Below are 6,158 nucleotides of genomic sequence, written 5' to 3' on the forward strand. Positions count from 1 at the left end.
GACCTTCCGCAACGACAGGCTCCTGTGACTGACCATCAGACGACGGCCCGGTTCTCCTCCGGCCCGTGGCGGCGGCTGCGCTCGCTGCGCGTGCGGCTGATCGCGGTGTTCGCCGCGGTCGCCCTGCTCACCGCCGTCTCGGCCTCCGGCATCGCGTACTGGCTCAACCGCGACGCGGTGCTCAAGCGCGCGCAGGACACCGCGCTCAACGACTTCCGGGTCTCGCTCAGCCGCAACGTGTCGAGCCTGCCGCTGAGCGCGACCTGCGAGGACCTGAACGCGCTGGCGAGCACCGTCGCCAGCTCCGGGCTCAGCTACGACGTGGTGGTGACGGACCCGGCGCTGCCGGACTGCATCGCCTCCTCCAGCCCCACGCAGTACACGCTCGCCAACGTGCCGACGCCGCTGCAGACCCAGGTGGGCAAGCCGCGCGAGATCACCGAGTCCAACCCGTACACCTACCACCTGTACTGGCAGCGGCAGAACCTCGACGGCCGGCCGTTCGTGATCGGCGGCACCAAGGTGGTGCCGACCGGGCCGACCGCGTACATGTTCAAGTCGCTGGAGAACGAGCGGGCCGACCTCAACACGCTCGGCTGGTCGCTGGCGATCGCCACGCTGCTGGCGCTGATCGGCTCGGCGCTGCTCGCGCAGGCGGCCTCGGCGACGGTCCTGCGGCCGGTGCGGCGGCTCGGCGACGCGGCCCGCCGGCTCGGCGAGGGCCATCTGGACACCCGGCTCGAGGTCGAGGGCTCGGACGAACTCGCCGACCTGGCGCGGACCTTCAACCGGACCGCGGAGTCACTGCACGAGCAGGTCGAGGAGCTGAGCGCGCGCGAGGCGCAGAGCCGGCGGTTCGTCGCCGACATGTCGCACGAGCTGCGCACCCCGCTGACCGCGATGACCGCCGTCACGGACATCCTGGAGGACGAGGCGGAGTCGCTGGACCCGATGATCGAGCCGGCGGTGCGGCTGGTGGTCAGCGAGACCCGCCGGCTGTCCGACCTGGTGGAGAACCTCATGGAGGTGACCCGCTTCGACGCCGGCACGGCCAAGCTGGTCGCCGACGAGGTGGACATCGCGGACCTGATCATGTCCTGCATCGACGGCCGGGCCTGGTACGACGCGGTGGAGGTGGACGCGCCGCGCGGGGTGCGGGCGGTGGTCGACCCGCGCCGGCTGGACGTCGTCTTCGCCAACCTCATCGGCAACGCGCTCAAGCACGGCGGCTCGCCGGTGCGGGTGCGGGTGCGCGAGGACGGGGACAGCGTGGTCGTCGAGGTGTCGGACAGCGGTCCGGGCATCCCGGAGGACGTGCTGCCGCACGTCTTCGACCGCTTCTACAAGGCCGACAAGGGGCGGGCGCGCTCGGAGGGCAGCGGCCTCGGCCTGTCCATCGCGATGGCCAACGCGCAGATCCACGGCGGGACCATCACCGCCGCGAACGGCGAGAGCGGCGCGGTGTTCACGCTGACCCTGCCGCGGACGCCGCCGCCCGCGCCGCCGGCCGACACCGCCTCCCAGGAGAGTGCCCAGTGAACCGTCTCCGCCGACGGCAGCCGTTCGCCGCCGCCGCACTGCTGGGGCTGGCCGCGCTGGCCGCCGGCTGCGGCATCCGCCCGACCGCCGTCCCGGTGGACGCGGGCGCGCCGGCCAGCCGGACCGCCTGTCCTACGGTGGCGCGGATACCCACGGCACCGAGCGCGCCGTCCCCGGCCGCCGGGACCGCCGGGACCGGCGGAGGCGCGGGCGCGGCCGCCCAGCCCTCGGCGCAGGCCGCTCCGGCGCGGGCCGGCGCGGCGTCCGCGGCGCCGTCGTCGCGGCCCTCGCTCTCGCCGTCGCCGTCGCCCGTCGTGGTGTCGCCGACGGCCCCGGCGGACAACGTGTTCGGCGCGCTGCCCTCGCCCACCGCCCCCACCACGCCGCCCTGCCGCTGAGCCGGGGAGCCGCCGGGCCGGGGCCGCCGGGTTCACCGGGCGGCTCCCCCGCGGTCCCTGCCGGACCCCCGGCGCGCGACGGGAAGTTCACACCGGGCAGGGAACCGTCACGCCGCCGGTGCACGTCCTACCCCCCGTGCAGCGAGATGGCACCAGGCCACGCGAGGAGCGTGCCGGCGTGCGGACCGAGACCGGACGGGCGACGGCCGTCCAGCGTTCCCAGCGTCCACTGCGGGTGGTGGGTCTGATCGGCCTCACCGTCCACCTGCTGCTGGTGGGCTGGATGGTGCTGAGACCACTGCCAGTGGCCTGGGTCTACGACGCCAACCTGACACCACTGGCCTCGCTCCGCTCCTCGACCGCGGGCCAACTGCTCGGCGAACTGCTGCTGCTCTCCCCGCTCGGCCTCCTCCTCCCGCTCGCCGGCGGCCGCCTGACCACCCGCTGGCTGCCGTCCTTCCTGCGCACCGCCGGCGCCTCGGCGCTGCTGGCCACCGCGCTGGAGTTCCTCTCCTCCTGGACCCCGGGCCATGTGCTCAACGTGGACCACATCCTGCTCGCCGTCGTCGGCGTCGCGGCCACCCACCTCGCCCTGGTCCCGGCCGGCCGGTCCTTCCTGCTGCGCCGCGCCACGGCCCCCAAGGCCCCGGCGAAGGCCCCGGCGTCTGTGACGGCCCAGGCGGCCCAGGCACCGGCGGCACCGAAGCCCTCGGCCCCCGCCGTCGAGCCCTTCCTCAGCCTCGGCTCGCCGGGCACGTCAGGCAGGGGTTGAGCGCGCACGGCCCCGGGTCCAGCGACTCACCCCGTTCCGGCCCGCGTCGGTCGCACTCCACGCACCACAGCTCCACGGCGGCACCGGCCTCGCGCAACCGGTCGGCCGCCCGCCTGGCCGGCTCCAGCTGGTGCCGGAAGACGGTCATCGGCACGTGCGCCAGTACCCGTCCGCTGCGCCAGAGGCTCAGTGCGGTGAGCCTGGTGAGGGCACGGACCACCTCGATCCGGCGCTCCCCGACAGAGGTGACGACGACGTCGGCCTCGGTGTCCTCCACGGCCCCTCAGCCCGCGCGGCGCACCCGGCCGCCCACCTCGACCAGGCCGTCGGCCGTGAGGCCCGTGACGAGCTGCGAGCCGCGCCCCTGGGTGATCGTCAGAGGGCGGCCCAGTTCGGCGGTCAGCAGGATGGCAGCGGCTCCGGTGGCCTCGTCCTCGTCGATGCCGTCGTCCCGGCCGGGGAAGGCCCGGGCGCGGACGGTGCCCGCCGGCTCGTCCTGCCAGGCCCAGGCGTAGATCCACTCACCCGGCGGCGGCACCGCCAGGCCGTCCACCTCGGCGGGCGTCGCGTGCCGGCGCAGGGTGCGCGGCGGGGCCCAGGCGGCGGGCGCCGCGATCCGGGTGAACTCCCCGTCGCGGCGGACGCCGACCACGCCGGCCGGGGTGACCAGTCGGTCCACGCCGAGCAGCCAGGCGGCGCCGACGCACGGGTGGCCGGCGAAGGGCAGGCGCAGGCCGGGGGTGTAGATGTCGATGGCACCGAGCTCCGGGTCGTCGACGAACACCGTCTCGCTGAAGCCGAGTTCCCGGGCGATCGCCTGCCGGCCGGCCTCGCCGGGGACGGCGGCACCGTCCCGGACGACGCCCAGCGCGTTGCCGTGCGCGCCGTCCGGGCCGCAGAACACGCGCAACACCTCGTGGCCGGTCATCCCTCGCTCGCCCCCTTCGGCCGCGGCGCCGGACCGCGGGCGGGCCGCGGAGCGGGGTTCGCCCCCGGGCGGGCCACCGGGCCCGGGCCGGCACCCGGGACCGGGCCTCCGGCCGGGCGGGGCGGTACGGCCGGGGCCGGGCGGGCCTTCTGCCGGCGGTGGGCCACCACCAGCGTGCCGATGCCCATCGCGATCGAGGTGGCGCCGGTGATCGCCATCGGGGCGTTGCTGGAGGAGCCGCCGGTGGAGGCGAGGTCGACGGACGGCGCCGGGGCCGCCACGGTCACGGTGACGGCCGGCACCGGGGCGACGGGCCCGCCCTCCGGCGTCTGCGTGGTCTGCGCCGCGGGGACGGCTCCCGCCGTGCCGCTCGGCTCCGGCGCGGTCGGGACGATCGCCGCGAGGCCGACCGCCGGGCCGCCGCTGCCGGTCGCGCTCGGCGCGGTGGCCGACGGCTCGGCGGGAGGAGTCGTGGCGCCGCCGTCCGCGGCCGACGTGCTCGGTGCGGCGCTCGGCGTGACCTGCGCGGCGGCGGCCACGGTCACGTCGACCGCCGAGCTGGTGGCCGGCACCGCCGCGCCGCCCCCGCCGAGGGGCAGGCTGCTCCCGGCGAACTGCACCGACACGACGCCCGCCGGGACGTCCTGGCCGAACGCCAGCCGCACGTTGAGCGTGCGGGACTCGCCGTCGCGCAGCCGGACCGGGGAGGCCTCCTGGTCCGGGGTGCGCAGCACGAGGGTGAGCGCGCCGGGCGCGGTCCGGCCGGCGTCGGGCACGGCCGCCGACCACTGGCCGTCGGGGGCCTGGAAGTCCAGCCCGGCCGCCCCGGCCGCGGGCAGCGCCGCACCCCGGAGGGTGAGTTCGGGCAGGAAGGCGACGTCCTTGCCGCTGCGGTTGGTGAGCGTCAGCCGGAACGGCCTGGCCTCGCCGCCGGCGGTGAAGGAGCCGGGCACCGCGTCCAGGCCGAGGTAGGGCACGCCGGGCGCGGGGGCGGACGTCGGCGCGACGGTGGGGCCGGCGGCGACGGTGGTGAACTCCTGGTGCGGGCTGAGCGCCTCGGAGGTGCGGCTCTCGGGCGGCAGGGTCGGGTCGGAGACCACCGCGGTGAACCCGCCGGTGGCCCGTCCGGCGGGCGCGTCGGCGGTGACGGCGAGCCGCAGCCGGTAGGTCGCCGAGGCGCCGGCGGGCAGGCTCAGCCGGGTGGCGAAGGTGTCCAGGTTCCAGGTGGCGCCGACGCGGGCGCCCTGGTTGAGCGCGGCGGCCTTCCACGCGCCGCCGCCGGGGGCCTGGTGGTCCAGCCGGAGCTGGGTCTCGCGGACGCCGGAGTCGACGTTGGCCACGGTGAAGCCGGTGGTGACGTCGACCGCGTGGTCGGCGGAGTTGCGCAGGGTGGCGGTGAACTCGGCGGCGGGCCCGCCGGCCGTGAGGGTGCCGGGGAAGCCGGCGAGGCTGACCGTCACCGGGCCGCGCGGGGCCTGCGGGCCGCCGCCCGGCCCCGGGGTGCCCTGGTCCACGGCCGGCCGCACCGTCCCGGTGGTCCCCCCGGAGCGCGGCAGCGCGGAAGCGCCGGGGGCGGCCGCGGTCAGGGCCACGCCCGAGACCAGGGTCGCGGCAGCGGCGAGGGCCAGGGATCTGCGGTGCTGAGTACGCAAGGGAGACCTCACGGAATAAAGGCGGGCGAACCCGACGAACCCGGCAGCAGGCGGCTCGCCGAGGTGGGGGGCCGCTCCGGGACTCTCACCCGGGTCGCTGCTTCGCCCCCCAACCACCAGCGACGGCGGCATCATATCCGAACGCGCGGACGCTTCCTGAGGAGTTTTCAAGGGGTGGGAGGGAGGTTCGCCGGGCGGATTCGGCGATGACACCGTGACGAAATCGTGCGGACGGATGTCGGCGGGCTCCAGTACTGTGCGCTCTCGTCCCCACCGGCCGCCCCGTGCGTGCCCGCTCATTCACCAGAACCACAGGGAAAACTCGTGAACCTCGACTTCGACGCCGAGCCGCTCTTCTCCTGGTACGTCGTGCTGCTCGCGATCAGCGGCCTCGCGCTGCTGGTCCTCGGCGCCGTCAACCTCGGCGGGCTGAAGATCGGCTGGCGCATCCTCAACGTGCTCGTCGGCCTGGGCTTCACCGGCTACGCGTACTACCTCGCGTTCGTCTTCGAGGGCGGCACGTACACGCTGTTCTTCAAGGCGTTCATCCTGCCGGTGGCGCTGATAGCCAACGCGGTGAAGGCGCTGGTCACGCGCTCCCAGGAACCGGCCGCGCCGGTCGCGCCGCCGGTGCCGGCCGGCTCGCCGTACCAGCCGCAGCCGGCCGCCCCGTACGGGCAGGGTGCCCCGGTGCCGCAGGCCTCGCCGTACCAGCCGCAGGGGTACCAGGCTCCGCAGGGGCAGGCGTACCCGCAGGCGCAGCCGTCGCCGTACCAGCCGCAGGCGTACCCGCAGGCGTACCAGGCTCCGCAGGCGCCGCAGGGCCCGCAGCAGGGCTGAGCACCCGTCCGCCCGTCCGCCTCCGGGCG

7 protein-coding genes are annotated in these 6,158 nt (G+C 76.2%); 4 read left to right on the forward strand and 3 right to left on the reverse strand.

The window, feature by feature from the left end:
- Window positions 1-24 precede the first annotated feature (24 nt).
- From ABT093_RS37565 to ABT093_RS37575, 3 genes are all read left to right on the forward strand, one after another.
- Entirely contained in the window at window positions 25-1,539 is a 1,515-nt protein-coding gene (locus ABT093_RS37565) for an ATP-binding protein (RefSeq protein WP_350571966.1), read from the forward strand.
- On the forward strand, window positions 1,536-1,937 hold the full coding sequence (locus tag ABT093_RS37570) for a hypothetical protein (RefSeq protein WP_350571967.1): 402 nt from the start codon (window positions 1,536-1,538) through the stop codon (window positions 1,935-1,937). The genes ABT093_RS37565 and ABT093_RS37570 overlap by 4 nt, the downstream gene beginning before the upstream one ends.
- A 178-nt stretch (window positions 1,938-2,115) precedes the next feature.
- A complete protein-coding gene (locus ABT093_RS37575) occupies window positions 2,116-2,709 on the forward strand; it encodes a VanZ family protein (protein ID WP_350571968.1) in 594 nt (197 codons plus the stop codon).
- Here ABT093_RS37575 and ABT093_RS37580 read toward each other — a convergent pair.
- Genes ABT093_RS37580 through ABT093_RS37590 form a run of 3 tightly spaced genes read right to left on the reverse strand, consistent with a single transcriptional unit; the run spans window position 2,672 to window position 5,289 of the window.
- Entirely contained in the window at window positions 2,672-2,986 is a 315-nt protein-coding gene (locus tag ABT093_RS37580) for a ribosomal protein L7/L12 (protein WP_350571969.1), read from the reverse strand. The two genes, ABT093_RS37575 and ABT093_RS37580, sit on opposite strands and share 38 nt — an antisense overlap.
- A 6-nt stretch (window positions 2,987-2,992) precedes the next feature.
- The gene (locus ABT093_RS37585) at window positions 2,993-3,637 is read right to left on the reverse strand and encodes a PhzF family phenazine biosynthesis protein (protein WP_350571970.1); all 645 of its coding nucleotides are present in this window, start codon (window positions 3,635-3,637) and stop codon (window positions 2,993-2,995) included.
- Complete coding sequence (locus tag ABT093_RS37590) at window positions 3,634-5,289, reverse strand: hypothetical protein (RefSeq protein WP_350571971.1); 1,656 nt, start codon at window positions 5,287-5,289, stop codon at window positions 3,634-3,636. The genes ABT093_RS37585 and ABT093_RS37590 overlap by 4 nt, the downstream gene beginning before the upstream one ends.
- 324 nt (window positions 5,290-5,613) lie before the next feature.
- On the opposite strand from ABT093_RS37590, the gene ABT093_RS37595 reads away from it, so the two are divergent.
- The gene (locus ABT093_RS37595) at window positions 5,614-6,129 is read left to right on the forward strand and encodes a hypothetical protein (protein ID WP_350571972.1); all 516 of its coding nucleotides are present in this window, start codon (window positions 5,614-5,616) and stop codon (window positions 6,127-6,129) included.
- The last annotated feature ends 29 nt before the right edge of the window (window positions 6,130-6,158 follow it).

Source organism: Kitasatospora sp. NPDC002551, from assembly GCF_040296005.1.
Taxonomy (GTDB): Bacteria; Actinomycetota; Actinomycetes; order Streptomycetales; family Streptomycetaceae; genus Kitasatospora.